We start from the raw sequence: 25,996 nt of genomic DNA on the forward strand, positions 1-25,996 counted from the left end.
CGCGGCGTGCGTGCAACTGCGGCTCGTGACCCAGCCCGAGGTCACGGCCGTCGCCACCAACAACGCGCCCGCGCTGCCCGGTATGCACCGCGCGCTACCCGGTGCCGCCCCCGCCGGCGGTGCCGCCTCCGTGAGACTCGCGGAGGCGGCACCGCCGATCGGGTGGTGCTACGGATCAGCTGCGGGTGGACCACCGCTGGTTCTGTTGCCCGTTGCAGGCCCAGAGGAGGAGCTTGGTGCCGTTCGCGGTCCCAGCGCCGCTGGCGTCGAGGCAGAGCCCGGACTGGACGCCGGTGATGGTGCCGTTGGAGTTGATGTTCCATTGTTGGTTGGTGCCACCGTGGCAGTCCCAGATGATGGCCTGGGTGCCGTTGGTGGTGCCCTGGCCGCTGGCGTCGAGGCACTTGTTGCCCAACACCTGCAGTTGTTTGCCGGCCGTGTGGGTCCAGCGTTGGGCGGTGTTGCCGACGCAGTCCCAGAGTTGGACCTGGGTGCCGTTGGTGGTGGTGCCGTTCGGCACGTCGACGCAGCGGTTGGACTGGGCACCGACGAGTTGGACGCTCTGTGTCGGGTTACCGCCACCGGACGGCGCGTACGCGGCGGCGGCGATGTTGGCCTGCACCGCGTCCTCGGTCGCCGCGGTCGGGTAGCCGGAGGTCATCACGCCCTCGTAGAAGGTGCCTCGGGCGGTGTTGCTGTTGTCGCCGCCGATGCCGAGCAGGATGGCGCCTTCCTTCTTCATCGGGTGGTAGCCGTTGGGGCGGCGTCCGTCGAAGTAGGTCGTCAGGCCGCCGGCCTGGGCGTTGCCGCCCCGGATGGCCCAGTGGTTCGGTTCGCCCTTGACGATGGCGGTCACGAAGCGGTGGTTGATGGGCGCCATGGGGTTGTATCGCGGGTTCACTCCGGAGAAGAGTCCCCATTCCATGTCCATCATGATCCAGGGGCCGTTGCCGTCGCCGTAGCCCCACACCTTGTTGTTGCCGAAGTAGATGGTCTCCATGATGCCGATGTCGTCGGCCATGGCGTTCGTCTGCGCGTTGCCGTAGTCGAAGCAGCACCCGTTGTTGTAGTGCGTGCCGTCGAGGACGGCGTACATGCCCTCGGGCTGGTCGCCGGTCGCGATGCCGTTGGTGTTGTTGTTGCGGTAGCCGGTGCCGGGAGCGATGTAGACCCCGTACGCCTTCTGGCCGCCGATCGTGATCGGCGCCGCCTTCGCGTCGGCAAGGTTGTCCGACCCGCCAGGGCCGGGGCCCGGCACGCCGCCACCCATGGCCTGGGTGAGGCGGTTGTTGCGGCCGGACTGGTCGTAGATGATCGTGATGACGCAGTTCGTGTTGGCGCAGAACGTGTCCTGCGTGGCGGCGTCGGCGTAGCCGCCCGCGCTCAGCACGCCGATGTCGCGGGTGGTGTTGTCCGAGGAGCGCCGGACCTGGTAGAGCGGGCCGTTGTACGCGCCGTACAGCGCACGGGTGGTGCTGTGCGCGGCCACGCACGGGGTGCCACCCGAGGCGTAGATGTCGCACGGTCCGGTGCCGGCGGCGCGGGCGACTCCCGGCGCGTCCGAGACCACGTAGATGCTGGCGCCGAGGGCGAGAACCAGCACGGTCCCCGCGGCGGCCATCAGGCGACGCAAGCGTCTCTTCACATTCATCGGGTCCTCTCGGCGGTGAGGTGGAGCGTGGTGGTGGCGGGTTGAGCCTGTGTTGCCGGACCGATCCAGTTCGATACGGTTGGTGCCGTGGGCGGCGGTGGTTCGAGCCTCGTCTACCGACGCAGACCGACGTCACACGTCATACCTGTTTACATTAATGCCCGTCCATTCGTCGCGCCACCGGGTGCGGCCGTCGCATCCAACCCGGTCGACGCCCCACTGGCCGGGAACTTGCTGCCTCGGGGCTTGGGGCCAGGTGGATCGCTGGAATCGTCAGTGCGTTGCTGGCTGCGGTCGGCACGGTTGCCACCATCCTGGCGCTGCGCAGCGGACCGCCGGCCGACCGGCCCGGACCAACCTCGAACGGTCTTCTCAAGCACGTTGGGCGGGTACAAGATCATTGCAGGCGCTTAGAGTTCGGGGATGGTTCCCGCTCTCACTTACCAGGGCGCGCTGCGTCTTCTAGGCCGGCACGATTCGAAGGCGCTGACCCTTCTGGACAGTCTGCTCGGCGGCGTGATCCTAGCGGCAGGGCCGGCAGTGTTCGGCGGGGCGCAGGCCGCGGTGTTTCTGTCAGAAGAACGAGGCGGTTCGGCTACTACGCGGACTGGTTGCGGCCGGCGCCGGGCGGCTGTCGGGGGCGACCGGTCGCGACAGGTTCGAGCTGTTGCAGGCAGCGCACACGGCGATCGTGGGGGCAGCGCTGTTCGAGGCATGGCAAGCGCGGTTAGGTCCGGTGTGGGCAGAGCTGGAGGTCACCCGTGAAGAGCGGATCCGGCTGCTGACCGATCGGGACGGCGAAGACCTGGTGCAGGTGCTGGCCCGGTCGGAGATTCCAATGCCGACCGGGTTCGCGGGTCGGTCCGAACTGAAGCCGTACCTGAGCCGCGCAGTCGCCGCCGGTCACTCATTCTTCGCCGGGCTGGCCGTCGGCGAGCGGCGCACCTGGCTGGCTGCCCCGGAACTGGCTGACGAAGTGGTGGTAGACGCGCTCGACCGGTACCGCACGCTGTATCTCCAGCTCGCGGCAGACGTCAGGGAGTTCCTGATCTGGGCAATCCTGGCCGGGCAGGACTCGCTGCGCGCCGACCTCGCCCGTCAGGCCGGTGAGCAGTCGTCCGGGCTGGCGCGACTCACCGCCCTGCTGATGCCGCCCGAGCCCGGCCCGGGCCCGGCCGGACAGTCGGTCCTGTTGCACCAGGCGAACCTGGCCGTTCTGCGTCGGCCCCCGATCACCGCCGACACCCTGCGGTACGTGGAGGGTTTGCGCTTCCCGTCGATCGACGATGGCTACGTCACGCCGCACTATCGTGGCTCTTCGAAGTTAAGCGGGGTTGAGGTGTCCGCGGTGGCGTCGGGTGGTCGCGGTACGGGTCCGTAGCCGCTGATTCTCCGGATTCCGGAAGCCGTAGGCGTCGCGGGCGACGGTTTTGATGACGCGGTTGGTTCCTTCGGAGCCGGCGTTGGTGATCCCGGTGGTCAGGAACGCGTTGATTTGCGGCCACCAGGTCTCGATCGTGGTGGCGAGCCGGTGCAGTTCGGGCAGGTCAGAGGCGGCGCAGCGGTTGTAGAAGCGGCGCAACAGTCCGTGGACGAGTTCTCGGTCGGGCCGGGTGCGGGCGGTCGCGAGCAGGTCGAGCAGGTCTTCTTTCGCGTTCCACGCGGTCAGGATCGGAGCGCCGATCTTGGCCGGTAAGTTGTCGAGGATGTCGGCGAGACGGTCGACGTGTTTGCCGCTCATCCGGGCCGCCGAGCGAGTCAGCCGGTTACGGATGCGCCATTCGGAATCGGTGCTGCGGCCACGACGTCCGCGCTGGGTGAGGGTGACCCGGCGGCAGACCTCGGTGACGGCCCGATTGGCCAGTTGCACGACGTGGAAGTGGTCGACGACCAGCAGCGCGTGCGGCAACACCTGGCGGATCGCGGCCTTGAACACGGTGCACATGTCGATCGCGACCGCGGTGACCTGCTCGCGCCAGGCCGGTGAACGTGCGGCGAGCCAGCCGGTGACCGTAGCGGTGGTGCGGCCTTCGACCTGGGCCAGCAAACCTTGACCACCGGACAGGTCGCAGAAGCCGACATGCCACCGATCAGCGGTGACCGTCCACGATCCGGCCCGCTCGTCCCAGATCCAATGCGGCTTGCCGCGGCGGACCTCGTCGATGCCGAGGACCGCGACCGGCTCCGGCTCGGTCGGCAACACCGCGGCGGCATGGGCGGTGAACGCGGCGGCGACGATCGACCAGGAGACGCCGTGATCGCGGGCGGCTTGCACGATCGTGCGGCCGCGGTCGGCGACCGCCGCCCCGGCCGCCTGCCGCAACCGGGCGGTCAGCCGCGAGCGGGCTGGGACCTGGGCCACCTGCTCGGTGAACGACTTGCGAGGGCAGGCGAGTGTCGCGCAGTACCAGCGGCGTTTACGCCAGCGCAGCCGCACCGCCCTGCCGGCGACCGTCAGGTCACGCGGGCGGGTCGTGGTCCACTGCTTCACGCGTACCGCCCGCTGACCGCACTGCGGGCAGCATCGTGCCTGTTCACAACCGGTGGACAGGTCCACCACGGGAACGCCCGCGGCGTCCAGCTCGACCCGCTCGGCGACCAGGCCGTCCAGGCCCAGCAGCCGGGTCGTATCGTTGACCATGCTCGCAGCTCTTCACTTGTGACTGTCCGATCTAGACACTCAGATGATCACCGATGGGCTGCGAGCTCCTATATCCGGGTCGCCGTCAGCCGCGAACCCCGCTCAACTTCGAAGTTCCGCGATTCGCCGCCCTCCGAGGAGACGATATTGTGAACCCGCTTCTACTGCCCGTCGTCGCCGCTGAGGCGTTGTGGGTACGCCTTGTGACCAGAGGGGCACCCCCAGCTGCCGGCCCAACCACGGGAACTGTGGGGGACGCCTCGGGACCGCTGGTGCGCATCGGTGTCCTGGGCGAGTCGCCCGCAGCTGGCTGCGGAGTTGACACACATGACAACGGGTTCCCAGGCTGCTTCGCGCGTGAACTCGTCGCACGCACAGGCCGGCCGGTCCAGTGGGAAGTGGTCGGGCAGGACGCTGCGACCGCCCGCCGCATCCGCTACCGACTCCTACCACAGCTCGGCGATGACCTGACTCTTGCTGTGCTCATCGCGGGCACTAACGACGTCCTCGCCCGACGCGCCCCCGAACAGTGGGGCGATGATCTCGCTGCCATCGTTGACGATCTAACAGAGCGCGCGGAGCACGTTGTCGTGACCGGGGTCCCACCCTTCGAGGCTTTCCCGTCGCTACCGACCACCCTGGGTCGTTACCTCGCCCAGCGCGGGGCCGCAATCGATGAGGCCTCTCAGCAGATCTGTGCGGAGCGGCCGCGGGCAACGTGGATCAGCTCGGCGGATTTCCCCCCTGAAGGCCCGGATTTCCCGCCTGCAGGACCGGACTACTTCGCTGAAGACCGTTTCCACCTCTCGGCCTTCGGTTACCGTCATTGGGCGCGATATGTCGCAGGCCACCTCGCCCTCGGCGAGCTTTGCTCCTGATCATTCAATGTGGCCAAAACGAGGAGGAGACCTGCCCCTCGTGCGCCCAGAACTGGACAGTGATGGACAACGACCTTCCGTTCATCGACGAACATCGCCTGCTCGTGTCAGCCCCCGCGCTTGCGGTATGGCGTTCTCTCGCCACAGTGCTCCCAGGTCCTTCAGGCCTGAGCACGGGAATCTTCGCCTGTCTGCTAGGCGCAGCGCCGCGCCAAGCCGCTGGGACGCCTCTCGACGAAGGCGCGACCTGGCCCGGATTCGAGGTCTCACAAGCCACGCGCGCGTCTCGTGCGGCTCACCGGGCGTCATCGATTCTCGCGGTACGCCTTGGTTTTGACCCTGGATCCACAGCCTGAAGGAATGATGCTCAGCGCTCGAACGTACGCGAGATTTCCAGGAGTCCACGGATGGGTCTATCAGCAATTGGTCATAGGTTCAGGCGCCCATCGTATCGTGGTGGCGCGCCTGCTCCGCAAGGTACGTCGCCGGGCTGAGACCCACGGCGGACACTGAGCCATTCCACGCAACGCGTTGAATCAGCGGCTACGGACCCGCACCGCGGCCACCCGACGCCACCTCGGACACCTCAACCCCGCTTAACTTCGAAGAGCCCCTATTACGCGATTCGACCATCAACCGGTGGAGGGAAGCGGATCGGCTGGGTGGGCACATCGATCTCTTTGACCTCGACTGGAACAATCCAGGGCTCGTGGGTGCCGAACCGGCATTCCAGGACTAACTTGATTGGCGGCCGATGATGCGGCTTGGCCGTGACCCATGTGTCCGACATCTCGACCCCCAACCCGCGCCGCTCAGAGTGGAACCAATTCCGCCCGATTTGCTGCCAGGTATCCCCATGAAGTAGGCGGTACGGCTCGCCCGGATCCTCAACGCCAAAACGCGGCCAAAGGCGGACGACCACTTCATCGAGACAATGAAGGGCAAGCGGTCCGACCAATTCCAAACTGACGAAAACCATGTTGGAGCGAGCCGGAGGAATTTTCACTAGCCTCGCCGTCGCTTGAAATTGCGGCCGGAGTTCCGCGTGTAAGCGAGTCTCCTCGATCTTGGTTAGCGTCGATGTCGCATCAGCTGAACTCTTCGCGGTCCTGTATGCGAAGTACGCGACGAATGCAGTGGGAATCGCTAGGACTGCGCCGGCCACCTGGCCGATCGCGCTGGCGACTGCGGGTACATCCACGAGACCAACATAGCCATGACAGTCCAACATGGCCGCCCCCACGTTGACCGCTAGCTGTACTGACCACGGACGTTGGTGACGGGGAGATCTTGAAATAGGTGAGGGCCTTCGGGTTCGGTGTGGATTGCGACGTCCTACCCCGAACCAGCGGAGGCCCTCATGCCCCACCGTAATGCACCCTTGTCCGAGACCGGCCGGCTGCGGCTGGCTCGCTGTGTCGTTGACGACGACTGGCCGCTGCGCCGGGCTGCGGAACGGTTCCAGGTCAGCCCTACCACCGCGAAACGGTGGGCCGACCGTTATCGCGTCGAGGGCGTGGCAGGGATGGCTGACCGACCCTCACGCCCGCACCACAGCCCGACACAGACCCCGACGCGCACCGAACGACGCATCATCAAAGTGCGGATTCTGCGCCGATGGGGACCAGCGCGCATTGCTTATCTGCTCGGGCTGAACCCGGCCACCGTGCACCGAGTCCTGACCCGTTACCGGCTGGCCCGTCTGACACATCTGGACCGGGCCACCGGCCGCAACGTGCGCCGCTACGAGCACGACGCCCCCGGCGACCTGGTCCACGTCGACATTAAGAAACTCGGCAACATCCCTGACGGCGGCGGCCATCGCGTCCACGGCCGCGCCGACGGCAGCCGCAACCGTTCAGCCCACCGCGATCCGACCCGCCCCCGCAAACTGACCAACCGACCAAACCTCGGCTACCAATACCTGCACAACGCCGTGGACGACCACTCCCGGCTCGCCTACACCGAAATCCTGCCCGACGGGACCCGCGAGAGCGCCGCGGCGTTCTGGCAACGCGCGCACGCGTTCTTCACCAACGCCGGCATCACCGTCAAACGCGTACTCACCGACAACGGCGCCTGCTACCGCTCCCATCTCTGGCGCGACACCCTCGCCCACGCCAGGATTACCCACAAGCGCACACGGCCCTACCGACCCCAGACCAACGGCAAAGTCGAACGGTTCAACCGCACCCTGCTCGACGAATGGGCCTACGCACAGCCCTACACCAGCGAGACCGAACGCCGACAAGCCCTCCCCGGCTGGATCCACTCCTACAATCACCACCGCGGACACACCGCACTCAACGGCCTACCACCCGCAAGCCGCGTCCCCAACCTCACGGGTCAGTACAGCTAGCTATCCACGTGTCTGCCTTCGCGGCCATCGACGCAAGGGCCTGCACCCGCGACGACTGGGACCCCGCCAGAAGTGCACTCACATGGCCGCAATGCGCGCTGAACAAGCAGGCGGGTGTCCGCTGGTCGGGCGTGCCGTCCGCTATCGAGTCACGGGTCGGTACGCCTCGTACACCTCGCGGAACGCCGCGACCTCCGCCGTCCCGGTGTGCTCGACCCGCCGGAGCACCTCCCGCGCCCGCCACCAGTTCGAGGACACCACCCGCCCCGACCGAACGGCGTCGGCGGCGGCGGCGACGCTGGCCTCGTCCGGCTGGTCGGCGGCCGACAGGGCCATCGCGAGATCCAGACGGGCGGAAGCAGAGCGCCGTGGCCGCTCACCGCCATCGCCGCGCGGATCCAGATCCGCCAAGGCACTCCGGGCCATCTGCTCGGCAGCCGGGGTCCCCCGCCCATGCCAGCGTGGTGGCCGTGTACGCCAATGCCTTCGTCGGGTCGTACCGGTAATGGTGCTCGGCCCGCTCCGGCACCGGCAGGTTCGCCGTCAACCGCTCCAGACGATCCAGCGCCGCACGTGTCCGCCGCACGTCAGCCAACCGCGCCCACACCCGCGCCTCCTGGGCGGTCGCCTGGATGTACGCCGAACCACCCCGAGGAGCCACCCGCTGCGCCTGCCGCGACAGGTCCAGCACTCGCCGGTAGTCGCCCCGGGTGAGCGAGTCCCACGCCTGCGTCTCCAGACACCACGCCTGGATCTCCTGATGCTCAGCATGCTCGGCAAGAGCCATTGCCGTACACAGATGAGCGCCTGCGGCGGGCTGTTGCAGCAGATCAATGTGCACCGTCGCCCGCAGCACCGTCAGCCAACCACCGGCGACGACGAGCCGTCGGCGCTGCGCCAGTGTCCCGCGACCGTCGAGCAGCCGCCCCACATAGGCCAGCTGGCGACGCACGAGCGGCAGCAGATCATCCGGCAGCATCGTTGCGTACGTGCTTGCCAGGTCATCCACCCCCGCCTCGATCCGAGCGAGCGTCTCGGCACTGACATCGCTGCCCCGCACCCGAGCCAGCAACTCCCCGGCCTCGGTGTCGTGGTCGACGGGCTCGTCCACCAGACGGGCGAGTGCCCCGCCGGCTCGCAGCAGGTCGTCGAGGTGGCTTGCCGTTTCGGGGTGGGGGCCTTCGCACCGGTCTCCAGATCGTGCAGATGGCTCTTGCCTCGGTGAGCAAGTCGGCCCAGCGCCCGCAACGACAGCCCACGTTCGGCCCGAAGCGCACGCAGTTGCACACCGAAGCGCGGATCAACATGCGACACGGCGACGCCCCAATCCACCACCCAGACACAGCTCACGCCGAATCCGAAACCCACTGCTACGGACGGTACATCGAGCAATCACAGTTCGTGCCGACCGCTCATCGTCGCCGCCGCACCTGGGGCCAGGACACGTCGCCCAGGCCCCGCCGGTGCCGCCCCGCCGGCGGGGCCTGCTGGCACGTCGCTGCACACGCTCATGGCCGATGCCAACGCACTCGATACGGCCGACGGAGCGCTTCGGGGCAGTCAGATCGGGGCTGCGGTCGGTAGGGTGCCGGCGATGGGATGCCGGCCATTCCCCGATGGAGTCCTCGGCATGCCACAGGTGACATCCACCGATTCGAAGGAAGCCCGGCATGAGCAGCCCACGCGAAACCTTCCTCCGGCTGGTGAACGGTGTCTGCGACGGTCCGTACGAAGACTTGGCTGACCTGTACGCCGAAGAAACCCATGTCACGCATCCGTTCCACCCGCTCGACCCGCCTGCGCTGCTCAGCCGCAGTGAGCTGCACGAGCACTTCACCGCGCCGCCTCCGGTCGCCCGGACGCTGAAGCGTCAGCCGGTCGACGTGACGATTCATGAGACCGCCGACCCAGAGGTGATCGTCGCCGAGTTCGCCTATCAGGGGCGGGTCGACGAGACAGGCGAGACGTTCCGAGTGCCGTGTGTCTTCGTGCTGCGTATCCGCGACGGGCTCATCATCGAGTCCCGTGACTACATCGACCACATCTCCAGTGCGCGGGCCTGGGGTCAACTCGACAGTCTGCTGACCGCGCTTTGTCCGCAGGAAAGCACCACCATGCCCGAGTGAGTGGGCAGCCTCGGCGATTCCATCCACTGTCAACGGAGAGCGATGATCACGGGTTCCGACACTGTGTTCGTCACCGGCGCACCAGTGGCGGCCGCCGTCCGGATGATGCTGGACGATCTTCATCGCCGCTGGCCCGACATGGTGGTGGCTATGACTGGGGCGGACGGGGAGCGTTTCCTGCCCTGGCCGGCGGTGCGCACGAACGTGCCGATCGGCATGGGTGAGATCCTCGTCGCTCGCGACACCCGGATGGAAGAGCGATGGGACGAGGTCGGCTACCGCCTCATGGAGCACGAAGAGGGACCATTCGCGATCCTGTATCGGCCCGCCGCTCGACCCGTGGTCGAGATCCAGCTCAAAGGCGATCCCTACGGCGGCGAGTTCGGCTTCCGCCCGTATCCGGCCACGTTGGTCGCTGCCGGGCTTTCCCTCGTCACGGCCGTCACGCCCGACCTTGAGAGTGCCTTCAGTAAGAAACTCCTCGAAGGACTCGGGCAGGCGCTGGTCGACCAGGCACAGCCCAGCTGACACGTACTCGCACAGGTACGTGATTCCGGCGTGCATGACGACGAGTTCTTGGCGTCCAGCCGCTCCGGCACAAACAGCTGGTTACCCCGCAGCCTGCCGGCTTAATGTGCACGCGTGACACTGACCGACGCGGATTGGTGGTCGAAGCTCCGGGCGCTGGACGAGCCGGTTGCGCCGGTGACGGCCCTCATCGGGCCGGAGTCGATCCTGCGGGCCTTGGTGGAGGGGGCCATGCCGGAGCCGATGCGGGTGGCGTTGGACGAGCGGGTGGCGCGAGGTGAAGGTGATGGCATCGAGGTGCCACGGCACTTCGACCACGCTGCGGCCCAGGCCCGGTTCGACCGGCTCGCCGAGCGGTTGAGCGAGGCCTACGGTTGCCCGTGCGATTCGGGGCTGGCCCAGGACTCCGCCTGTTTCGGCAGCATCTGGATTCCCGCCGAGGCCAGCCGCAGCCGCACGAAGCGCACACGGATCCCGCTGTCCGCGACCGTGAGTGTGAGCAAGTTCGGTGACCTCGCCACCTACGGGTCTTCCAGCCCGCACGGTCAGAAGCCTCACCTGCACCCCGACGACCGGCAGCGGATCGAGCCGGCGCTCACCGGGCTCGGCTACCTCATCGTGCCCGAGCACATCCTCGCCACGCCGTATGACGGGCCCAACGGATGGGTCTTCGTCTCGACGGACGACGCGACCTGGTCGACTCGATTCTTCGACTATCTGTGAGAGCGATGAAGCCCGCCTCCCACCGTGACGACGCGGTGCAATCAAAACGTGTGGAGCCGCCCGGCGTCGTGTGGGACCGTCCGGTGGTGGGGCAGATCGGACGGTACCGCTACGTTGGTCCGGCGGAGCTGAATGGCCAGGGGACCGCGGCCGTGGACGCCGTTGCCGTCGACACAACTGCCTCGCTCGACGGCTGGCTCGCCCAGCGGGATCGCGAAGACGTCATCGAGCCCTTCACGTTCGTCGTTGCTCTCGACGGCATGCTCAGGCTGGCGCCTCGTCGAAGCGAACACGTCGCCCTTGCCGAGGGTCAGGATGTCCTCGCCGCCGGGGAGACAAGGTTCGCTCCCGCAGAGACCGGCTGGCGCGTCGCCGAGGTGACAAATCAGTCGACTGGCTACTGCCCCGACCCGGACTCCTGGCCCGCAGTGGCCAGGGCACTCGACCGCCTGGACGTACCGCATCCCGGCACCTTCACCGACCAGGTCATCTTCCGTCGATGCCCCGCCTGCGGCGAGCGGAACATCGTGCGGGACGACGACTTCACCTGCGCCCTGTGCGACGGCCGCCTACCCGTGCGGTGGAACTTTCCGCCGGGCTGATCAGCACGTCGATGCACACACTCATGCCGAATTGCGGATACCTCGGCCGGCGCCGTCGATGTCATGATCGCCCTGTGGCGCATGACGTGTTTCCTTGCGGGCCTTCCGTGTTGACCGATCTGGCTGAGGTCGTCCATATGGCGCACATGGACGACCCTGCCTGGCTCGTGGGGGTCCAATTCCGCTTCCACGAGGGATACCTCCAGGTGGAAGTTGATCCGGACGACGACTCGGTCGAGATTTCCTTCGATCCGCAGCAACGGCCGCAGCTTCGTCACTGGGTGTCGGATGCGGTGCCCACCCGAATGGATCAGCATTACGCCGACCTGCTCGGCATGGCCTGCGCCTGGCGGTGGGTGCTTCGCAATCAGCAGGGATACGAGGACGCGTTCCAGATCGAGCTGGGCACACGGTCGTCAACCACGACGTTGCAGTACCTCGCGATGGCCTCGCGCCTCCACGTCCGCCAGGCGAAAGACGTGCCGGTCCCGTAGACGGCTTGGTCCTGAGACGCACCCACATGCCGCCGATCGCGCGCTACGCAGTGTCACGACAACCGGATCAAGCCGGCGCCCGGTCGGTCTCGTGGCCGAGGTAGAGCCAGAAGCGCAGGCCCGGGCTCATGCCATCAATCGAGGCAGTGGACGTGGACGACGATGTGCTGTGGCTGACCGCCTGTGTCTCGGTGTAGGACCTCAAGCTTGACCCGGTGCCGGTCCTCTGAGACGGGGTCGTCCTTCTCGCCGGCCAGGCAGGTTGGATAGGTACCGTCGTTGTGCAGTGTCCCGCTCACGTCCTGCCAGCTTTCGGCGATTACTGAGTAGATCGTGTCGCCATCGAGAGGGCCCCGTAAGGTCTCGTCTTCCTCAAAGGCGATGGACCTGATCTGGTCGTTCGACCAGGTGACCGTCCCAACGAGCAGCTCCGGCTTGGCGGTGTGCGGATCGTCGGCAAGCTTGGCCGCCCCGAAGCCGCCGACCAGCCCTACGGCGACCAGCGCTAGGGAGAACGCAATCGTTGCGAGGCGACGATTTGGCGGGGTAGCGACCGCAGCTTGCAGTGCGTCGGCGGATGCCACTGGCATGCCTGCAAGGTACGCGATCGGCGCCCACAGGGCTGGCCCGAAAGCGCACTCTCATGCCGCGATGCGCGCTGCGGCTCATGCGCCGAACAGTCACCCTCAGTTATCACGATCTTGGCTCGGCTCGGACAGCCGAGCGTCGCCGAAGCTGATGCCAGATCGACGGCAGGATGGCGGACCTGTGCACGTTAGGCCGTACCCAGTTGGGCACGTTGGCCCGTACGCCGACGGATGTCGTCGACAGTCGGCGTCTCGACGGGTCTGACCTGCGCGTTCAACTCGTTGAAGATCTTGTTCAACTGGGCGGCGTCGAGCGGAGCGCCCGGCTCGGCGGCGAGCGCGGTTTCCAATCCGAGGCTCGGATTTGTAATCCCCCTAGTGTCAGCGCTTGTCGGCGGACGTGGCCCACACGCCCATGCCGAAGCCCAACTCCACCGCCCCCGGTGACCGGCCTCAGCCGGCACCGGCCGGGCTGCTCCTTCCCCGAACCCGCCTCCCGAGCACGCCCCATGCGGGAGTGCCAGACTGGCACGGGCTATCCCCGAGCCACCTCGCCTACCTCATCCGCCGCTACACCCAAGCCGGCGACGTGGTGCTCGACCTCGACGCGCACCCCGCCGCCATCGCTGCGACCGCCTACCTGGACCGGATATCGGCCCGGCTGGTCACCGGTCGCCATGGCCTGCACGTGCGGCTCCTGCCGCACACCCCCGAACACCGGACCCGCCACGCCATGCGGCGCCCCGGCCCACGTGCCGACCTGATCCTGGCGGCCTCTGCTACGCCCCGGCGGGTTCCTGCTTGTCGGACTCACCGCCTCGCAGCCTCAGCGGGGTGAGTTCAGCCGCCGCGCCACGGTCATCGCCGCAGCCCGCGGCGTCGGTTTCTTCTACCAACAGCACATTCCCACTGTTGTCGTCCCACTGCCCGAGCACGAGCCACGCACCGCCCCGGAACACCCCGACGAGGCCGACAACGGCCGCCGCCTGCTCGCTGGCCGCCACCTTCCGACGTTCCGGGATCTGGTCGTGCTCGGGACCACCGCCACCGGCGAGGAGAGCGCCCATGCCTGAGTCCCGTCCGCCGTCCCACATCGGCGACCCCCACGACTCCGAAACGCCGCACCCCAGCGCGTCCCACCTGGCAGCACTGCTCGCCGAGGGCTACCTCGGTTCGGTCTGGCTCACCGGTCAAACCGCGTCGCGGGACCTGCGGCGCGGCCGATACACCCCGGAGTCGTTGACGCACCCCGGCAAGATGCTGCCGACCATTGCCCGCTACGCCATCCGCACCTACACCAACCCCGGTGACGTGGTCCTCGACCCCATGGCCGGCATCGGCACCACCATCATCGAAGCCATGCACCTCGGCCGCCACGGCGTCGGCGTCGAGTACGAAGCCGAATGGGTCGCCAAGGCCGCCGACAACATCCGCCACACCCTTCAGGCCGGGGCGCCGGGCCGGGGCGAGATCTACCACGGGGACGCGACCGCGCTTCCGGCACTGCTGCCGGCCAGCCTGCACGGCCAGGTCTCCCTCGTGATCACCTCGCCGCCCTACGGGTCGTCCACCCACGGTCACGTCCGCACCCCTGGCGCGAGACGCGGCAAGGTCCGCAAGATCAACCACAAGTACGGCGGCGTCGACAACCTCGCCTACCGCAGCCACGGCCAACTCGCCGACGGATTCACCGCGATCCTTGCCGGCTGCCGGGCTCTGCTACGGCGCGGCGGGCATGTCGTCGTCACCGCCCGGCCCTACCGCCGCCACGGCGAACTCATCGACATCCCCGGCCTGGTCGCCGCCGCCGGCATCAACGCCGGCCTCGAACTGGTCGAGGAGTGCATCGCCCTCATATGCGGCGTCCGCGAAGGCGTGATCATCCCTCGGGCCTCGTTCTTTCAGCAGAAGAACGTCCGCGACGCCATCGCCAGCGGTGACCCGCAATGGCTCGTCCAGCACGAGGACGTGCTGGTCCTGAGAGCCCCGGCGATCTCCGTCCCACACGACGCCGAGAGCAGGTCAGCGCGCACCACGGCGCACGCTGACCGGCTTGATGACTTCGCCCCGCACCGCGTGGATCGACGTGCACAAGTGATGCCCCCCGGAAACGCCAGTCCTGGCGGCAGCGCCATCGATCCCCGGTCCCACCCGGACCGGGATGGTGAAAGGACATCCGATCCGTGCCCGCCCTATCCGCACCCCACGCCAGGGGACGTACGGCCCGACCCCACCGCCCACCGGCGGTCAAGCGACCCCGACGGGCCACGCCCACCACTCGGTTCACCTACTGCTCCGGGCCGGCAATGAACACCCCGACGGCAGCCGAGTGGCGACCCGACCCTCTCCTGACCATCGATGACGTCGCGACCTGGTTGGGCAAGCCGAAGAACACCCTCTACGCCTGGCACAGCCGAGGCAAGGGACCCCGCGCCATCCGCGTCGGCAACACCCTGCGCTACCGGCGCAGCGAAGTCGAACGCTGGCTCGACGACCACACCGACGCGGAGCGCTGACCCCATGGCCCGACCTGAATTGCCCCTCGGCACCTGGGGCAAGATCCGCACCCAGAAACTCGGACCCAATCGGTTCCGCGCACGAGCACGGTTCCGCGACTACGACGGCAAGACCCGCGACATCGAGGCCACCGGCACCACCGACCCGGCCGCCGAACGAGCGCTGAAGGTCAAGCTACGTGACCGTGCCACCCCCAACGACGACGAGATCACCCGCGAGACCCACATCAACAAACTCACCGACCTGTGGATCGAAGAGATCACCGCCGAGGAGCGGATCGCACCACAGACCATCCAGCGATACCAGACCAGCATTCGGAACGCGATCCTGCCCGCCCTGGGAAACCTCCGAATTAGAGAAGTCAGCGTCGGGCGCCTGGATCGGTTCCTGCGCGACATCGCCAAGGACCATCCCTCGGCAGCCAAAGGCGCGAAAGTCGTCCTGAGCCAGATGTTCGCCCTGGCCGTTCGCCACGGCGCGATCCCCACCAACCCCGTACGCGACACCAGCCGGCTCCGCAAACCCCGCCGCACGGTCGTCGCCCTCACCGACGAGAACCTCCAGGCCGTCCGCACGGCCATCCGCGACTGGCAGCGACCGATCCCCGGAAAGCCTGGACCACGGCACAGCGGCGATCTGGCGGACATCGTCGACCTGATGCTCGCCGCCGGCGCCCGCATCGGCGAGATCCTTGCCCTGCGATGGGAGGACCTCGACCTCGCCGCCGAACGCCCCACCCTCACCATCTGCGGCACGCTCGTCTTCATCAAAGGCCAGGGCTTCTTCCGCCAACCCTGGACCAAGAGCGACGCCGGCTGGCGGATGGTCGTCCTGCCCAGCTTCGCCGTCGGAATGATCATGGCCCGCAAACTCGTCGCCGCCGACAACCCCCACGACGCGATCTTCACCTCCCGACGCGGCACCTGGCTATCCCCCAACAACGTCCGCCGTCAGTGGCGTGAGGCACGCGCCGACACCGACCTCGCCCGGGTCACCCCCCACACCTTCCGCAAGACCGTCGCCACCCTCATCAAGGAAGAGACCGACACGAAAAGCGCCGCAGCACAGCTTGGACACTCCAGCGAGGAGGTCACCGCCACGTACTACATCGCCAAGCCCGCCCAAGCCCCAGACGTCTCCGACATCCTCGAGCGACTCGGCACCGACCGCGAACGGCGTCCCACACCCGCACTGCCGACGCGCAGGGATGACGAACCTGGTTGCCGACCCCGGTAAATGGGGAGTTTTCGGGGACGGTTCAAAACCCCATAGACAAACTTAAAGCCCTGACCAACGTTTCCGCTGGTCAGGGCTTTTTGTCTGTCGGGACGGCCGGATTCGAACCGACGACCCCTTGACCCCCAGTCAAGTGCGCTACCAAGCTGCGCTACGTCCCGCCCCCGCGTGGTTTCCCCCGCGGCAGCCGGTACAGCTTAGCGCAGCTGCCCCGGGTCCTCCGCACAGGCCCCGCCCGCGTTGCGAGGTGACCGAACCACCGCACAACCCCTACAGCGTCCTAGGAGGGTGGGGTGAAAGGAATGCCGGACGGGCGAGCACGCCCATCCGGCATTTCGGGAGAACAAGAACGGGTCAGCCGTGTGCCTTGCCTCGGCCGCCGGGGCCGAGCTTCTTGCGCGGGCGGACCGAGATCTCGATGGGGCTGCCCTCGTACCCGAACTCCTCGCGGAGCTTGCGCTCGACGAAGCGCTGGTAGCCGGCGTCGAGCGGGCCGGTGGTGAAGAGCACGAACCGCGGCGGCGCCACGCCGGCCTGCGTCGCGAACAGGATCCGCGGCGCGCGACCGCCGCGCACCGGGTGCGGGGTGGCCTGCACCAGCGCGGTCAACCACTGGTTGAGCTGCGCGGTCGGCACCCGGGTTTCCCAGCTGGCCAGCGCCTTGTTCAGGGCCGGGGCCAGCTTGTCCACGGCACGGCCGGTCATCGCGGACAGGTTCAGGCGGATCGCCCAGGGGATGCGACGCAGTTCCCGGTCGATCTCCTTGTCCAGGTAGTACCGGCGGTCGGCGTCGACCAGGTCCCACTTGTTGAACGCGATGACCATCGCCCGACCGGCTTCGGTGACCATCGACAGGATCCGTTGGTCCTGCTCACTGATCGGCTCGCTGGAGTCCAGCAACACCACGGCCACCTCGGCGGCCTCGATCGCGCCGGCGGTGCGCAGGCTGGCGTAGTACTCGGTGCCGCTGGCCTTACCGACCCGCTTGCGCAGCCCGGCCGTGTCGACCAGTTGCCAGGTCTGACCGCCGATCTCGACCAGGCTGTCCACCGGGTCCACAGTGGTGCCCGCCACCGAGTCGACGACCGCCCGGTCCTCGCCGGAGAACCGGTTGAGCAGGCTCGACTTGCCCACGTTCGGCCGCCCGACAAGTGCCACCCGGCGGGGTCCACGCGGCCGGTTCTCCACGATCGCCGGGGCTTCCGGCAGCGCGGCGAGGATGGCGTCCAGCAGGTCGCCGGAGCCGCGCCCGTGCAGCGCGGAGATCGGGAACGGCTCACCGAGGCCGAGTGACCACAGCGACGTGGCCTCCATCTCGATGGCGGTGTTGTCGGCCTTGTTCGCGATCAGGATCACCGGCTTGGCGCTGCGCCGCAGCATCTTCACCGCGGCCTCGTCCACGTCGGTGGAGCCCACCATCGCGTCGACCACGAAGAGCACCACGTCGGCGGTGACGACGGCGGTCTCGGCCTGCGCCGCGATGGCCGCGGCGCGGTCCTTCGCGTCCGGCTCCCAGCCGCCGGTGTCCACCACGGTGAACGCCCGGCCGTTCCACTGCGCGTCGTACGGCACCCGGTCGCGGGTCACGCCCGGGACGTCCTCGACGACCGCCTGCCGGCGGCCGATGATCCGGTTGACAAGTGTCGACTTGCCCACGTTGGGGCGGCCGACCACGGCCACCACCGGCTGCGGGCCGCTCGGTTCCTCGACGGCGACGTCGGGCTCACGCAGCTCGACCCATCCCGCACCCTCGCTCACGCCGCTCCTCCGCTGCGCTCCGGACCGACCTGAGACCCAATCGCGCTGAGCCCGATGATTCGCTCACTACGCTCGCTCATGCCACGCCTCGCTCCGTGAGCAGCTCGCGCAACCGCGCCACGACCTCGTCGATGCCCAGCTCGGTGGTGTCCAGCACCACCGCGTCGGGTGCCTGCGCCAGCGGATTGACCTTGCGGGTCGAGTCGAGCCGATCCCGACGGGCCAGGTCGGCCGCGGTGGCCGCCAGGTCAGCGGCGTCCTCGGCGCTGCGCCGGGCGGCACGGGCCGCCTCGGAGGCGGTCAGGAACACCTTCAGGTCCGCGTCCGGCGCGACGACCGAGCCGATGTCCCGACCCTCGACGACGATCCGGCCAACGTTGGCGATCATCTCGCGCTGCCGGGTGACGAGCAGCTCACGGACAGCCGGCACGGCGGCGACGGCCGAAACCGCGCCGGTCACCTCCGGGCCGCGGATGTCGGCGTCCACGCCCACGCCGTCGACGGTCACGGCGTACCCCTGCGGGTGGGTGCCGATGTGCAGCTTGACGTCGCCGGCGACCTTGGCCACCGACGCGGCGTCGGTGAGGTCCACGCCGGAGCGCAGCACGGCCAACGTGATCGCCCGGTACATCGCTCCGGTGTCCAGGTAGCGCGCACCGATCGCGACGGCGAGCCGCCGCGACACGGTGGACTTACCCGAACCGGACGGCCCGTCCACAGCGACCACACATCGCCTGGCCCGTACGTTTTCCTCCACCGTGTCCTCCTCAGCCCGTACCTCACGGATCGCCCGGTGATCTGGCGCCGCAAGCGGTTGGTCAATCGTCATCAATCATGCCCGCGGTCCGTGGCGGACCCGCGCGCGACGCCGCCGGAGGCGACCCACGCCACCCCGGCGGCCGCGTCCCGGCCGTTGTGGAGCCTACCGGCAGCCGTACCCCGAACCCGGGGGTCAGTCACCCACCGCGGTGAACAGGGCGGCGACCTCGGCGTTCGTCAACCGCCGGATCCGCCCGGTCCGCAGGTCACCGAGCCGGATCGGCCCGATCGAGGTACGCACCAGCCGGGTGACCGGGTGGCCGACCTCCTCCATCAGCCGCCGGACGATGTGCTTGCGCCCCTCGTGCAGGCTCAGCTCCACCTGGGCGGATTTGCCCAGCGTGTCCACCACCTTGAACGAGTCGACCTTGACCGGCCCGTCCTCCAGCTCGACCCCGGCCAGCAACCGCTTGCTCAGGTTGCGCGGGATCGGCCCGACCACCTCCGCGAGGTAGGTCTTCAGCACCTGGTACGAGGGGTGCATGAGCTTGTGCGCGAGCGTGCCGTCATTGGTGAGCAGCAGCAGGCCCTCGCTGTCCGCGTCGAGCCGCCCGACGTGGTAGACCCGCTGCTCCAGCCGGGCGCCGATGAAGTCGGACAGCTCGTTGCGTCCCTTTTCGTCCGCCATGGTGGTGACCACCCCGCGCGGCTTGTTCATCGCCACGTAGACCAGGCGGACGTCGACCTGGAGGCGCTCGCCGTCCACGTGGATCACGGCGATGGCCGGGTCGACCTTGTCGCCGAGCTTGGCGACCCGCCCGTCCACGGTGACCCGGCGGCGGAAGATCAGGTCCTCGCAGGCACGCCGGGAACCCACGCCGGCGGCGGCGAGCACCTTCTGCAGGCGCTCAGCCCCCTCGAAGACAGGGGCGTCGGGTTTGGGGGAACGGTTATCGGGTCGCATCAGCAAGCTCTTCTACGTCGTCGGGCAGGAAAGGTGCGAGGGGCGGCAGCTCGGCAACGGTGTTCAACCCGAGCTTCTCCAGGAACAACGTGGTGGTCCGGTAGAGGAACGCCCCGCTGTCCGTTTCGGTGCCACACTCCTCGACGAGGCCGCGGGTGACCAGCGTACGGATGACCCCGTCGACGTTCACACCCCGGATGGCTGAGATTCGCGAACGGGTCACCGGCTGCTTGTAGGCGACCACGGCGAGCGTCTCCAACGCCGCCTGGGTCAGCCGTACGGACTGCCCGTCCAACACGAACCGCTCAACGTACGTAGCGTATTCCGGCCGGGTGTACAGCCGCCACCCGCCGGCCGCCCGGCGCAGCTCGAACCCGTACCCGGCGGCGGTGTAGCCGGCGGCGATCTCGTCGAGCATCGGCCCGACCCGTTCGGCGGGCTGCTCCAGCACCTGCGCCAGGACCAGCTCGCTGACCGGCTCGTCGACCACCAGCAGGATCGCTTCCAGGGCGCCGCGCAGCTCACTGTCGGACATGTCGGGCGCAGGCTCCGGCGCGACGGTCACCCGCCGCCGCCCCGCCAGCTGCCGCCGGGGTACGTCCCCAGCGCCCCCCGACTCCCCCGCCGCCGAGCCCGAGGCGTTCGCGCCCGGCTCGTCGGAGATCTTGGAAGGTTCCGGCCCCTGGAGGGGCACTTTCTCTCCAAGATCTTCGTGGTTCGATGGTGGCGCCGCGGCGAACTCGTCTGGCTGCTCGGTCGACTCGTTCGGCGGGGCCTCGGGGTTGTCGGGGGTGCCGTCGGCGGCGGGCGGGCGCGGGCGATCCCACGGGGGGACCCAGGCGGCGGCCTGGTCGGCCAGTGAGTCCCGGCGTTGCTCGTCACTCATCCCGCGCACCCTCCGTCATTCCCGTCCCGTCCGGCCCGCCGCTCTCCCCCGCCGACTCAAGCTCAGCCACCGCCAACTCAGGCTCACCCTCCGCCAGGGCAGGCCCAACCCCCACCGGCCCAACCCCCACCGGCTCGGGGGCGGCGCCCGGTGAGCCGGGGTCGGCCGGGGTGCCGGCGTACTCGTCGACGTGCAGCTCGGTGTCGCCGTCGACCGGGCCGGTCCAGCGCACGGTCAACTCCTCCAGGGCCTGTTCCTGCACGAAGGCGACCAGGCCCTCCCGGTACAGCTCCAGCAGCGCCAGGAACCGCGCCACCACCTCCAGGGTGGCCTCGCAGTCGGCGCAGAGCAGGGAGAACGTGGCCGTGCCGGCCCGCCGCAGCCGGGCGGCGAGGATCGCCGCGTGTTCCCGGACACTGACCCGGACCATGTGCACGTGGGCGATGGACACCTCCGGCACCGGTTTCGGGGTCATCGCCTTCACGGCCAGCTTCAGCAGCCGCTGCGGGCCGATGCCGAGGACCAGGTCGGGCAGCGCGTCGGCGTAGCGGGCCTCCAGGCTGACCGCCCGCGGGTACCGGCGGCCACCGACCGACTCCAACTCGGCGATGTACGCCGCCGCCTCCTTGTACGCCTTGTACTGCAGCAGCCGGGCGAACAGCAGGTCCCGGGCCTCCAGCAGGGCGAGGTCCGCCTCGTCCTCCACCTCGGCGGAGGGCAGCAGCCGGGCCGCCTTCAGGTCGAGCAGCGTCGCGGCGATCAGCAGGAACTCGCTGGCCTCGTCCAGGTCCCAGTCGTCGCCCATGGCCCGGATGTAGGCGATGAACTCGTCGGTGACCGTGTGCAGGGCCACCTCGGTGACGTCGAGCTTGTGCTTGCCGATCAGTTGCAGCAGCAGGTCGAACGGGCCGGTGAAGTTGGCCAGCCGCACCGTGAAGCCGGTGGCCGCCGCGGCGGGCAGGTCGGCACCCGGTTCGGCGAGCGGCACACCGTCGACCTCGCCCGGAGCAGCGGTGTCGGGTGGGTCGAGGGGTGGCGCGGTCACCGCACGACCGTAGTCCACGAGGCGGGCACCGGGCGGTCCGGCTACCGCTCCGACTGGGCGGCGATCACCTCGCGGGCCAGCTGACGGTAGTTGCGTGCCCCGGAGGAGGCCGGGTCCATCGTCGTGATGGGGGCACCGGCCACGGTGGACTCGGGGAACTTCACCGTCTTGGTGATGACCGTCTGGTAGACCTTGTCGCCGAACGCCTCCACCACCCGCTGCAACACCTGACGGCAGTGCGTGGTGCGGCTGTCGTACATGGTGGCGAGGATGCCCTCGAGTTCCAGGTCGAAGTTGAGCCGCTCGCGCACCTTGTCGATGGTGTCCAGCAGCAGTGCCACCCCGCGCAGGCTGAAGAACTCGCACTCCAGCGGGATGAGCACCCCGTGCGCCACGGTCAACGCGTTGATCGCCAGCAGGCCGAGCGACGGCTGGCAGTCGATCAGGATGTAGTCGTACTCCTTGCGGACCGTGCGCAGCACCCGCGCCAGGGCCATCTCCCGGGCCACCTCGTTGACGAGCTGGATCTCGGCGGCGGAGAGGTCGATGTTGGCCGGCAGCAGGTGCAGCCCCGCGACGTCGGTCTTGATGACCACGTCCTCGGCGATGATGTCGTCCTGCATGAGCAGGTTGTAGATGGACAGGTCGAGGTTGTGCGGGTTGACGCCCAACCCCACCGAGAGCGCGCCCTGCGGGTCGAAGTCGACCAGCAGCACCTTGCGGCCGTACTCGGCGAGCGCCGCGCCCAGGTTGATGGTGGTGGTGGTCTTCCCCACGCCACCCTTCTGGTTGGCCATCGCGATGATGCGCGCCGGCCCGTGCCGGTCGGTGGGCATCGGCTCCGGGATGGGCTTGCGCATCGTGTAGGCAGCCGGATCCGCCGGACCGAGGTCCGCGCCGAGCGTGGCCTGCTGCTCGCGGAGCTCCGACGTCCAGGTCTCGGCACGGTCACCGTTGCCAGCCATGTGCTCGTTGCCCCCTCCCGACGACCCCACCCGGCGTCGGAGCCGTCCGACGTCCTTCGCGGCGCCGCTGCGCACCCCGGTCGTGTCGCTCCAGGAGGTCCGCGCCGATGCCGACTGTACGCCACCGACCAGCAGGGGGTTGGGCACCGGCCCGGCGTGTCGGCGCCGACCGCGACCGGGTTCAGTCCCGGGCGCGCGGATGGGCGGTGGCGTACACCTCGCGCAGCCGCTCCACGGTGACAAGTGTGTAGACCTGGGTGGTGGTCACCGACGCGTGGCCGAGCAACTCCTGGACCACCCGGACGTCGGCGCCGCCGTCGAGCAGGTGCGTCGCGTACGAGTGGCGCAGGGTGTGCGGGGAGACGGCTGCGGGCCCGTCGACCGGCAGCCCGGCCCGGCCGGCGGCGGCGCGCAGGATGCCCCAGGCGCCCTGGCGGGTCAGCGCGCCACCGCGGGCGTTGAGGAAGACCGTCGGGGTGCCCCGACCGGTGGCGGCCAGGCCGGGACGGGACCGGACCAGGTAGGCGCGCACGGCGTCGACGGCGTACCCGCCGATCGGCACCAGCCGCACCCGGCCGCCCTTGCCGCGCAGCAGCACGGTGCCCTCGTCGGTGTCGAGGTCGTCCACGGCGGCGCCGACCGCTTCGGAGATCCGCGCGCCGGTGCCGTACAGGAACTCCAGCAGCGCCCGGTCGCGCAGCGCGAGCGGCGCGTCGTCGCCGGCCGCGGTGATCGGGCCGGCGGTCTCCAGCAGCCGGACCACGTCGTCGACCGGTAGTGCCCGGGGCAGCCGGCGCGGTGGGGTGGGCGGGCGCACGTCGCGGCTGGGGTCGGCGCCGGCCAGCCCCTCGCGCAGCGCGAAGCGGTGCAGGCCGCGGACCGCGCTGGCCGCGCGGGCCGCGGAGGAGACGGCGAGGGGCGGGTGCGCGTCGTCGCCCGCGCGCAGCCGGGCCAGGTGCGTCTCGACGAGACCGGCGCCGACCGACGCGAGGTCGGTGACACCGGCGTCGGCCAGCGTCGTCAGATAGCGGTCCAGATCCCGGCGGTACGAGGTGAGCGTGTTCGCCGACAGTCCACGTTCGACGGTGAGGTGGTCGAGGTAGCCGCGTACGGCACGGCGCAGGGCCGGCGTGGGCTGGGCGCCCACACCGGCCGGTTCCGTGCCGCCGGTCAGCCCGCCACCGCTCAGGCGAGCGCGTCGGTCAGCGGGAGCACGTCCATGCCGTGCGCCTCGGCGACCGGGCCGTAGGTGACCTGGCCGGCGTGGGTGTTCAGGCCCAGCGCCAGCGCCGGGTCGCGGCGCAGCGCCTCCTGCCAGCCGTGGTTGGCCAACTCCAGGGCGTACGGCAGGGTGACGTTGGTCAGCGCGTACGTGCTGGTGTTCGGCACCGCGCCGGGCATGTTCGCGACGCAGTAGAAGATCGACTCGTGCACCTTGTAGACCGGGTCGGCGTGGGTCGTGGGGCGTGAGTCCTCGAAGCAGCCGCCCTGGTCGATGGCGATGTCGACGAGCACGCTGCCCGGCTTCATCCGGGAGACCAGCTCGTTGGAGACCAGCGTCGGCGCCTTGGTGCCGGGCACCAGCACCGCGCCGATGACCAGGTCGGCGTCGAGCACGGCCCGCTCGACCTCGTAGGCGTTGGACGCGATGGTCTGCAGGTGGCCCCGGTAGATGGCGTCGGCCGAGCGCAGCCGGGCGACGTTCTTGTCCAGCAGCAGCACCTCGGACTGCAGGCCCAGCGCGATCGCGGCGGCGTTCATGCCGGACACGCCGGCGCCGATGACGACGGTCTTGGCCGCGTACACGCCGGAGACACCGCCGGGCAGCACACCGCGCCCACCGCCGGTGCGCATCATGTAGAAGGCGCCCATCTGCGGGGCGAGCCGGCCGGCGACCTCGGACATCGGGGCGAGCAGCGGCAGCGACCGGTCCGGCAGCTCGACCGTCTCGTACGCGATGCCGGTCACCTTGCGGTCGATCAGCGCGTCGGTGCACTCCTTGGAGGCGGCCAGGTGCAGGTAGGTGAAGAGCACCTGCCCCTCGCGCATCCGGTGGTACTCCTCGGCGATCGGCTCCTTGACCTTGAGCACCAGCTCGGCGGTCTCCCACACCTCGTCGGCGGTGGCGAGGATCGTCGCGCCGGCGGCGGTGAACTCCTCGTCGGTGATGCTGGAGCCGACCCCCGCACCGGCCTCGACGAAGACCTGGTGACCACTGCGGGTGAACTCGTTGACGCCCGCTGGCGTGATCGCCACGCGGTACTCGTGGTTCTTGACCTCGCGTGGGATTCCGACCTTCACGATGCAGACACCTCTCTTCGGGGCTGCTCTCCCCCGACTGCTCGGTGCCGCGGTCGCCCCTTTGCCACCACGGTCCACCGGTCCCGCCGGCGGCAGTCTAGGCGCGCCCGGTGCCGCCGTGAGCCAGCACAGTGGCATCCGGTGCCCGGGTGTCCTGACGGAGTGTCAGGGCACGCGGGCGGATTCGCCGGTGCGCGGTCGCCTCCGCCGCCGGGACGGGGTTCGACCATTATCGCCCCATCTGCCGCATGCCGCTGAGGACAGCCGGCAAGGGGCCCCGCGGTTGACCGCGGGGCCCCTTCGCGCGTACTCCCTCGCCGGGGTGGACCGGCGGCGTCGCTCAGCGGGGCAGCGGCGCGTCCGCCCGGCGCAGCGCCGCCCAGCCGGTGTCCCGGGCGCGGGCCGCGGCCAGCAGCCCGGCCACCGCGGACGCGTTGGTGATCTCACCGGCCAGGACCATGGCCACCGCCTCGTCCAGATCGATCCGGACGACCTGGAGGTCGGCCTCCTCGTCGCGGCGCTCGTGCCGCTCGTCGGCCGGCACCTCGGCGAGATCCCGGGCCAGGAAGACCCGCACCAACTCGTTGGTGAACCCGGGTGAGCTGTGCAGGTCGACGAGCACGTCGACCTGCCCGGCGGTGAGGTCGGCCTCCTCGGCCAACTCCCGCAACGCGGCGGCCGCCAACTCCTCGCCGGAGACGTCCATCAACCCGGCCGGCAGCTCCCACAGGTGCCGGCCGACCGGATGCCGGTACTGCCGGATCAGCACCACCTGACCGACGTCGTCGAGCGCCACCACGGCCACCGCCCCGACGTGCCGGACGAGGTCACGCACCCCCGTCCCGCCGCCGGGCATGGTCACCTCCTCGGTGACCACGTCGAAGATCCGCCCCCGGTACCGCTCCTGGCGCGAGCGCACCTCGTAGCGGTGCTCGACCCCGCTCACGCCGTCGCCCCGCTGGTTCGCTCGCTGCGC

At 69.2% G+C, this 25,996-nt stretch carries 25 protein-coding genes, 1 tRNA gene and 2 pseudogenes; 12 read left to right on the forward strand and 16 right to left on the reverse strand.

The window, feature by feature from the left end:
- Positions 1-175: 175 nt before the first annotated feature.
- Positions 176-1,651 carry an arabinofuranosidase catalytic domain-containing protein gene (locus tag AB0A90_RS33510; RefSeq protein WP_357255795.1) on the reverse strand — a complete coding sequence of 492 codons (1,476 nt, stop codon included), beginning with the start codon at positions 1,649-1,651 and terminating at the stop codon, positions 176-178.
- A gap of 667 nt (positions 1,652-2,318) precedes the next feature.
- On the opposite strand from AB0A90_RS33510, the gene AB0A90_RS33515 reads away from it, so the two are divergent.
- Positions 2,319-3,032, forward strand: coding sequence for a hypothetical protein (locus AB0A90_RS33515; protein WP_357255797.1), 714 nt, complete (start codon positions 2,319-2,321; stop codon positions 3,030-3,032).
- Here AB0A90_RS33515 and AB0A90_RS33520 read toward each other — a convergent pair.
- On the reverse strand, positions 2,976-4,292 hold the full coding sequence (locus tag AB0A90_RS33520) for an ISL3 family transposase (protein WP_357255799.1): 1,317 nt from the start codon (positions 4,290-4,292) through the stop codon (positions 2,976-2,978). The genes AB0A90_RS33515 and AB0A90_RS33520 overlap by 57 nt on opposite strands.
- A 272-nt stretch (positions 4,293-4,564) precedes the next feature.
- On the opposite strand from AB0A90_RS33520, the gene AB0A90_RS33525 reads away from it, so the two are divergent.
- The gene (locus AB0A90_RS33525; RefSeq protein ID WP_357255801.1) at positions 4,565-5,170 is read left to right on the forward strand and encodes an SGNH/GDSL hydrolase family protein; all 606 of its coding nucleotides are present in this window, start codon (positions 4,565-4,567) and stop codon (positions 5,168-5,170) included.
- Positions 5,171-5,786: 616 nt separating this feature from the next.
- Here AB0A90_RS33525 and AB0A90_RS33530 read toward each other — a convergent pair.
- Positions 5,787-6,371, reverse strand: a complete 585-nt coding sequence (locus AB0A90_RS33530; protein ID WP_357255803.1) for a hypothetical protein — start codon at positions 6,369-6,371, stop codon at positions 5,787-5,789.
- 159 nt (positions 6,372-6,530) lie between these two features.
- On the opposite strand from AB0A90_RS33530, the gene AB0A90_RS33535 reads away from it, so the two are divergent.
- On the forward strand, positions 6,531-7,529 hold the full coding sequence (locus AB0A90_RS33535) for an IS481 family transposase (protein ID WP_357255805.1): 999 nt from the start codon (positions 6,531-6,533) through the stop codon (positions 7,527-7,529).
- A 141-nt stretch (positions 7,530-7,670) separates the two neighbouring features.
- Here AB0A90_RS33535 and AB0A90_RS33540 read toward each other — a convergent pair.
- Positions 7,671-8,861 (reverse strand): annotated as a pseudogene (locus tag AB0A90_RS33540) (helix-turn-helix transcriptional regulator).
- Between the two features lie 338 nt (positions 8,862-9,199).
- On the opposite strand from AB0A90_RS33540, the gene AB0A90_RS33545 reads away from it, so the two are divergent.
- The 5 genes from AB0A90_RS33545 (at position 9,200) to AB0A90_RS33565 (ending at position 12,002) form a co-directional block, all read left to right on the forward strand.
- Positions 9,200-9,655, forward strand: coding sequence for a nuclear transport factor 2 family protein (locus tag AB0A90_RS33545; RefSeq protein ID WP_357255807.1), 456 nt, complete (start codon positions 9,200-9,202; stop codon positions 9,653-9,655).
- 42 nt (positions 9,656-9,697) lie between these two features.
- Positions 9,698-10,183, forward strand: a complete 486-nt coding sequence (locus tag AB0A90_RS33550; protein WP_357255809.1) for a hypothetical protein — start codon at positions 9,698-9,700, stop codon at positions 10,181-10,183.
- A gap of 114 nt (positions 10,184-10,297) precedes the next feature.
- The gene (locus tag AB0A90_RS33555; protein WP_357255811.1) at positions 10,298-10,906 is read left to right on the forward strand and encodes a hypothetical protein; all 609 of its coding nucleotides are present in this window, start codon (positions 10,298-10,300) and stop codon (positions 10,904-10,906) included.
- Positions 10,846-11,508 (forward strand): hypothetical protein, encoded by a 663-nt coding sequence (locus AB0A90_RS33560; RefSeq protein ID WP_357255813.1) that lies wholly within the window; start codon positions 10,846-10,848, stop codon positions 11,506-11,508. Before AB0A90_RS33555 ends, AB0A90_RS33560 begins: the two co-directional genes overlap by 61 nt.
- 74 nt (positions 11,509-11,582) lie before the next feature.
- Positions 11,583-12,002: a DUF6334 family protein gene (locus tag AB0A90_RS33565; protein ID WP_357255815.1), complete on the forward strand. Its 420-nt coding sequence runs from the start codon at positions 11,583-11,585 to the stop codon at positions 12,000-12,002.
- 134 nt (positions 12,003-12,136) lie between these two features.
- Here AB0A90_RS33565 and AB0A90_RS33570 read toward each other — a convergent pair whose 3' ends face one another.
- A complete protein-coding gene (locus AB0A90_RS33570; protein WP_357255817.1) occupies positions 12,137-12,592 on the reverse strand; it encodes a hypothetical protein in 456 nt (151 codons plus the stop codon).
- A gap of 185 nt (positions 12,593-12,777) precedes the next feature.
- Positions 12,778-12,939, reverse strand: a complete 162-nt coding sequence (locus tag AB0A90_RS33575) for a hypothetical protein (RefSeq protein ID WP_357255819.1) — start codon at positions 12,937-12,939, stop codon at positions 12,778-12,780.
- A 65-nt stretch (positions 12,940-13,004) separates the two neighbouring features.
- On the opposite strand from AB0A90_RS33575, the pseudogene AB0A90_RS33580 reads away from it, so the two are divergent.
- The 4 genes and pseudogenes from AB0A90_RS33580 (at position 13,005) to AB0A90_RS33595 (ending at position 16,342) form a co-directional block, all read left to right on the forward strand.
- A pseudogene (locus AB0A90_RS33580) lies at positions 13,005-13,662 on the forward strand (hypothetical protein).
- On the forward strand, positions 13,655-14,899 hold the full coding sequence (locus AB0A90_RS33585) for a DNA methyltransferase (RefSeq protein WP_357255820.1): 1,245 nt from the start codon (positions 13,655-13,657) through the stop codon (positions 14,897-14,899). Before AB0A90_RS33580 ends, AB0A90_RS33585 begins: the two are co-directional and overlap by 8 nt.
- Entirely contained in the window at positions 14,896-15,105 is a 210-nt protein-coding gene (locus AB0A90_RS33590; RefSeq protein ID WP_357255822.1) for a helix-turn-helix domain-containing protein, read from the forward strand. The genes AB0A90_RS33585 and AB0A90_RS33590 overlap by 4 nt, the downstream gene beginning before the upstream one ends.
- Positions 15,106-15,109: 4 nt before the next feature.
- Positions 15,110-16,342, forward strand: a complete 1,233-nt coding sequence (locus tag AB0A90_RS33595; protein WP_357255824.1) for a tyrosine-type recombinase/integrase — start codon at positions 15,110-15,112, stop codon at positions 16,340-16,342.
- An 87-nt stretch (positions 16,343-16,429) separates the two neighbouring features.
- On the opposite strand, the gene AB0A90_RS33600 is transcribed toward AB0A90_RS33595, so the two are convergent.
- The 10 genes from AB0A90_RS33600 to AB0A90_RS33645 all read right to left on the reverse strand — a co-directional run bounded on the left by AB0A90_RS33600 (position 16,430) and on the right by AB0A90_RS33645 (position 25,966).
- A tRNA-Pro gene (locus AB0A90_RS33600) sits at positions 16,430-16,503 on the reverse strand.
- A gap of 193 nt (positions 16,504-16,696) precedes the next feature.
- Complete coding sequence (gene der, locus AB0A90_RS33605; protein ID WP_357255867.1) at positions 16,697-18,073, reverse strand: ribosome biogenesis GTPase Der; 1,377 nt, start codon at positions 18,071-18,073, stop codon at positions 16,697-16,699.
- A 103-nt stretch (positions 18,074-18,176) separates the two neighbouring features.
- Positions 18,177-18,857 carry a (d)CMP kinase gene (gene cmk, locus AB0A90_RS33610; RefSeq protein WP_357255826.1) on the reverse strand — a complete coding sequence of 227 codons (681 nt, stop codon included), beginning with the start codon at positions 18,855-18,857 and terminating at the stop codon, positions 18,177-18,179.
- Between the two features lie 195 nt (positions 18,858-19,052).
- Positions 19,053-19,823, reverse strand: a complete 771-nt coding sequence (locus tag AB0A90_RS33615) for a pseudouridine synthase (RefSeq protein ID WP_357255828.1) — start codon at positions 19,821-19,823, stop codon at positions 19,053-19,055.
- Positions 19,810-20,709 carry an SMC-Scp complex subunit ScpB gene (gene scpB / locus AB0A90_RS33620; protein ID WP_357255830.1) on the reverse strand — a complete coding sequence of 300 codons (900 nt, stop codon included), beginning with the start codon at positions 20,707-20,709 and terminating at the stop codon, positions 19,810-19,812. Before scpB ends, AB0A90_RS33615 begins: the two co-directional genes overlap by 14 nt.
- Complete coding sequence (locus AB0A90_RS33625) at positions 20,702-21,754, reverse strand: segregation/condensation protein A (protein ID WP_357255832.1); 1,053 nt, start codon at positions 21,752-21,754, stop codon at positions 20,702-20,704. Before AB0A90_RS33625 ends, scpB begins: the two co-directional genes overlap by 8 nt.
- Before the next feature lie 41 nt (positions 21,755-21,795).
- Complete coding sequence (locus AB0A90_RS33630) at positions 21,796-22,719, reverse strand: AAA family ATPase (RefSeq protein ID WP_030487987.1); 924 nt, start codon at positions 22,717-22,719, stop codon at positions 21,796-21,798.
- A gap of 181 nt (positions 22,720-22,900) precedes the next feature.
- Positions 22,901-23,866: a site-specific tyrosine recombinase XerD gene (locus AB0A90_RS33635; protein ID WP_357255834.1), complete on the reverse strand. Its 966-nt coding sequence runs from the start codon at positions 23,864-23,866 to the stop codon at positions 22,901-22,903.
- A gap of 38 nt (positions 23,867-23,904) precedes the next feature.
- Positions 23,905-25,020, reverse strand: a complete 1,116-nt coding sequence (gene ald / locus AB0A90_RS33640) for an alanine dehydrogenase (RefSeq protein ID WP_357255836.1) — start codon at positions 25,018-25,020, stop codon at positions 23,905-23,907.
- Between the two features lie 340 nt (positions 25,021-25,360).
- Positions 25,361-25,966, reverse strand: coding sequence for an NUDIX hydrolase (locus AB0A90_RS33645; protein WP_357255838.1), 606 nt, complete (start codon positions 25,964-25,966; stop codon positions 25,361-25,363).
- Between the last annotated feature and the right edge of the window lie 30 nt (positions 25,967-25,996).

This window comes from Micromonospora sp. NPDC049204 (assembly GCF_040647935.1).
In the GTDB taxonomy this organism is placed as follows: domain Bacteria; phylum Actinomycetota; class Actinomycetes; order Mycobacteriales; family Micromonosporaceae; genus Micromonospora.

Bases quoted from the DNA above. Each gene is read 5' to 3' on its own strand.
- AB0A90_RS33510 (WP_357255795.1), bottom strand. From the start codon at position 1,651: ATGAATGTGAAGAGACGCTTGCGTCGCCTGATGGCCGCCGCGGGGACC.
- AB0A90_RS33520 (WP_357255799.1), bottom strand. From the start codon at position 4,292: ATGGTCAACGATACGACCCGGCTGCTGGGCCTGGACGGCCTGGTCGCC.
- AB0A90_RS33535 (WP_357255805.1), top strand. From the start codon at position 6,531: ATGCCCCACCGTAATGCACCCTTGTCCGAGACCGGCCGGCTGCGGCTG.
- AB0A90_RS33545 (WP_357255807.1), top strand. From the start codon at position 9,200: ATGAGCAGCCCACGCGAAACCTTCCTCCGGCTGGTGAACGGTGTCTGC.
- AB0A90_RS33550 (WP_357255809.1), top strand. From the start codon at position 9,698: ATGATCACGGGTTCCGACACTGTGTTCGTCACCGGCGCACCAGTGGCG.
- AB0A90_RS33560 (WP_357255813.1), top strand. From the start codon at position 10,846: ATGGGTCTTCGTCTCGACGGACGACGCGACCTGGTCGACTCGATTCTT.
- AB0A90_RS33570 (WP_357255817.1), bottom strand. From the start codon at position 12,592: ATGCCAGTGGCATCCGCCGACGCACTGCAAGCTGCGGTCGCTACCCCG.
- AB0A90_RS33585 (WP_357255820.1), top strand. From the start codon at position 13,655: ATGCCTGAGTCCCGTCCGCCGTCCCACATCGGCGACCCCCACGACTCC.
- AB0A90_RS33590 (WP_357255822.1), top strand. From the start codon at position 14,896: ATGAACACCCCGACGGCAGCCGAGTGGCGACCCGACCCTCTCCTGACC.
- AB0A90_RS33595 (WP_357255824.1), top strand. From the start codon at position 15,110: ATGGCCCGACCTGAATTGCCCCTCGGCACCTGGGGCAAGATCCGCACC.
- AB0A90_RS33615 (WP_357255828.1), bottom strand. From the start codon at position 19,823: ATGCGACCCGATAACCGTTCCCCCAAACCCGACGCCCCTGTCTTCGAG.
- scpB (WP_357255830.1), bottom strand. From the start codon at position 20,709: ATGAGTGACGAGCAACGCCGGGACTCACTGGCCGACCAGGCCGCCGCC.
- AB0A90_RS33630 (WP_030487987.1), bottom strand. From the start codon at position 22,719: ATGGCTGGCAACGGTGACCGTGCCGAGACCTGGACGTCGGAGCTCCGC.